The sequence below is a fragment of the Acidovorax sp. KPB24-07 genome (assembly GCF_057543315.1).
This window is the reverse complement of the sequence record NZ_BAAJYS010000373.1, coordinates 1-3,179: the sequence shown is the minus strand read 5'-3', so window position 1 is coordinate 3,179 and position 3,179 is coordinate 1. Positions and strand designations below refer to the sequence as shown.

General features: G+C 69.3%; 5 protein-coding genes. All 5 read left to right on the top strand.

The window, feature by feature from the left end:
- Positions 1-122, top strand: a 122-nt coding sequence (locus AC27IQ_RS21180; protein WP_487090673.1) for an acyl-CoA dehydrogenase C-terminal domain-containing protein, incomplete at its 5' end; no start/stop codon positions are given.
- Positions 123-255: 133 nt separating this feature from the next.
- The gene (locus AC27IQ_RS21175) at positions 256-1,047 is read left to right on the top strand and encodes an SDR family oxidoreductase (RefSeq protein WP_317357624.1); all 792 of its coding nucleotides are present in this window, start codon (positions 256-258) and stop codon (positions 1,045-1,047) included.
- Between the two features lie 260 nt (positions 1,048-1,307).
- Complete coding sequence (locus AC27IQ_RS21170; protein ID WP_487090672.1) at positions 1,308-1,751, top strand: PaaI family thioesterase; 444 nt, start codon at positions 1,308-1,310, stop codon at positions 1,749-1,751.
- A 106-nt stretch (positions 1,752-1,857) separates the two neighbouring features.
- Positions 1,858-2,874, top strand: coding sequence for an NADP-dependent oxidoreductase (locus tag AC27IQ_RS21165; RefSeq protein WP_487090671.1), 1,017 nt, complete (start codon positions 1,858-1,860; stop codon positions 2,872-2,874).
- Positions 2,875-2,876: 2 nt separating this feature from the next.
- A partial coding sequence (locus tag AC27IQ_RS21160; protein WP_487090670.1) for a GNAT family N-acetyltransferase occupies positions 2,877-3,179 on the top strand: 303 nt, incomplete at its 3' end.

The window sequence follows — 3,179 nt, the reverse complement described above, 5'->3', positions numbered from 1 at the left end:
TGGGCCGCCTGGGCGCGGCGCGCTACTTCTTTCATTACGAGCTGCCCAAGATCGGCGCCTGGCTGAACGTGGTGCGCACGCGCGACGACACCTGCGCCAGCCTGCCGGAAGACGCGTTCTGACCGCGCCCGGCCATCGCTCCCGGGACACCGCCGGGCGCCGGTCCGCAGCACAATGCACCGGCGCCGCGCGGATCGGGCAACGTTCAGGAAGGCCGCGCCGGCCCCCCATCACCACCAACGAGGAGACCCCGACATGACCCGCACCATCCAACAACTGTTCGACCTCTCCGGCAAGACCGCGCTGGTCACCGGCGGCTCGCGCGGGCTGGGGCTGCAGCTGGCGCAGGCGCTGGGCGAGGCCGGCGCGCGCATCGTGCTCAGCTCGCGCAAGGCGTCCGATCTGGAGGAGGCCACGGCCACCTTGCAGCAGGCCGGCATCGACACGCGCTGGATCGCCGCCGACTGCGCGCAGGAGGCCGACATCCGCCGCCTGGCCGACGAGACGCTGCAGCGCGTGGGCGATGTGGACATCCTCGTCAACAACGCTGGTGCCGCCTGGGGCGCCCCGGCCGAGGACCACCCGGTGGAGGCCTGGGACAAGGTGATGAACCTGAACGTGCGCGGCTACTTCATCCTGAGCCAGCAGATCGCCAAGCGCAGCATGATCGGGCGGCGCAGCGGCAGCATCATCAACGTGGCCTCCATCGCCGGCCTGGGCGGCAACCCCAGCGGCATGAACACCATCGCTTACAACACCTCCAAGGGCGCCGTGATCAACTTCACCCGTGCGCTGGCCGCCGAATGGGGCAAGTACAACCTTCGCGTGAACGCCATCTGCCCCGGCTTCTTCCCGAGCCGGATGACGGTGGGCACCCTGAAGGCCATGGGTGAGGAAAAGCTCGCCAACCATGCGCCGCTCGGACGGCTGGGCGACGACGAAGACCTGAAGGGCCTGTGCGTGCTGTACGCCAGCGATGCCGGCAAGCACATCACCGGCCAGTGGCTGGCCGTGGACGGTGGCGTGAGCATCGTCACGGGCGGCTGAATGTGGCCCCCACGGTCGCGCACTGCGTGTCGCTTCCTGCCCCCCCAGGGGGGCCGCGTTTCGCCTTGGGGCGGCCCGGCGGCGAAATGTGGCCCCCACGGTCGCGCACTGCGTGTCGCTTCCTGCCCCCAGGGGGGCGTGTTTCGCCTTGGGGCGGCCCGGCGGCGAAACCTCCGCTACCCCTCGGCGGCGCTGGTGAGGCGGGCGGTGTGTTTTCGTGGCTATGCTTTTCGTCTTTCCAATGATTCCTGGAGTGCCCTGTGCTGAGTTTTGGTGTCGAAATTCCTTTTGTCGATGAGCTGGGGTTCACGCTGCACCACATGAAGGGTGGCTCGTCCGAGCTGCACTATGAAGCGCGGCCGGAGCACATGAACTCGTTCGACGTCACGCATGGCGGTGCCTCCATGACGCTGCTGGACGTGGCCATGGCCACGGCGGCGCGCAGCGACACGCCCGACTTCGGCGTCGTCACCATCGAGATGAAGACCAGCTTCATGCAGCCCGCGCGCGGTCCGCTGGTGGCGCGGGGGCGGCTCATCCACCGCACCGTGTCCATGGCCTTCACCGAAGGCACGGTCACCGATGCGGAAGGCCGCGTGTGCTGCCATGCCACCGGCACCTTCAAGTACGTGCGGCGCAAGCCCGCTACGCCCGGCGCACCCGACGGCGCGGGCGCCACGGAAGGCGCACTGCCCACCGATTGACCCACCCGCCGCCAACCCGCCAGGGTTCGGAGCCCTATCGCCTGCCAGCGCAATGAAAACGCCGGCATGCTGCTATCAAAACAATAGTCAACCCAAGGAGTCCAACATGCCCAGCAACGAACAGATCCTGCTCGACAACCGCCCGCAGGGCGAAGCCGCCACCAGCAACTTCAAGCGGGTGACCACCGACACGCCGGCCCTGAAGGACGGCGAGGTGCTGGTGCGCCACCACTACCTCAGCCTGGACCCGTACATGCGCGGCCGCATGAACGACAGCAAGAGCTACGCGGCCAGCCAGCCGCTGGGCGAGGTGATGATCGGCGGCACGGTGGGCGAGGTGGCCGAAAGCCGCCACCCGAAGTTCGCCGTGGGCGATAAGGTCGTCGGCATGGGCGGCTGGCAGCAGTACAGCGTGGTCGATGGCAACGCCCCCGGCATGCTGCGCAAGGTCGATACCACCCACGTGCCGCTGTCGCACTACCTGGGTGCCGTGGGCATGCCGGGCGTGACCGCCTGGTACGGCCTGGTGAAGATCATCGCGCCCAAGGCCGGTGAAACGGTGGTGGTGAGCGCGGCCACCGGCGCGGTGGGCAGTGCCTTCGCCGCGCTGGCCAAGGCCCGCGGCTGCCGCGTGGTCGGCATTGCCGGCGGCCCCGAAAAGTGCAAGTACGCGACCGAGGAACTGGGCTTCGACGCCTGCATCGACCACCGCGAGCACGGCGACCTCAAGGCCATGTCCAAGGCCCTGAAGGACGCCTGCCCGGACGGCATCGACGGCCACTTCGAGAACGTGGGCGGCTACATCCTCGACGCCGTGCTGCTGCGCGCCAACGCCTTCGCCCGCGTGGCCGTGTGCGGCATGATCGCCGGCTACGACGGCCAGCCGCTGCCGCTGCAGAACCCCGCGCTGATCCTGGTGAACCGCATGAAGATCGAAGGCTTCATCGTGAGCGAGCACATGGAGATCTGGCCCGAGGCGCTCAAGGAACTGGGCACGCTGGTCGGCTCCGGCCAACTGCGCCCGCGCGAGACCATCGCCGAGGGCCTGGCCGCGGCGCCCGAGGCCTTCCTGGGCCTGCTCAAGGGCAAGAACTTCGGCAAGCAGCTCGTCAAGCTCGTCTGACGATGGCGCTGCACTGGACCTGGGCCCGCTTCGACGACATGGGCGTGCACGCGCTGCACGATGCGCTGGCGCTGCGCTGCCGCGTGTTCATCCTGGAGCAGGGCCCTTACCAAGACCCCGACGAGGCCGACAAGACCGCCTGGCACCTGCTGGGCCGCGGCGGCGCGGGCGACCTGCAGGCCTACCTGCGGCTGACCGACCCGGGCGTGCACTACGTGGAGCCCTCCATCGGCCGCGTGGTGGTCGCGCCCGAGGCGCGGGGCACCGGCATGGGCTGGGCCTGGTGCGCGAGGGCCTGGCGCGCG

Excerpts from the sequence above, each read along its gene's own strand:
- AC27IQ_RS21165 (WP_487090671.1), top strand. The coding sequence starts at position 1,858 with ATGCCCAGCAACGAACAGATCCTGCTCGACAACCGCCCGCAGGGCGAA.
- AC27IQ_RS21175 (WP_317357624.1), top strand. The coding sequence starts at position 256 with ATGACCCGCACCATCCAACAACTGTTCGACCTCTCCGGCAAGACCGCG.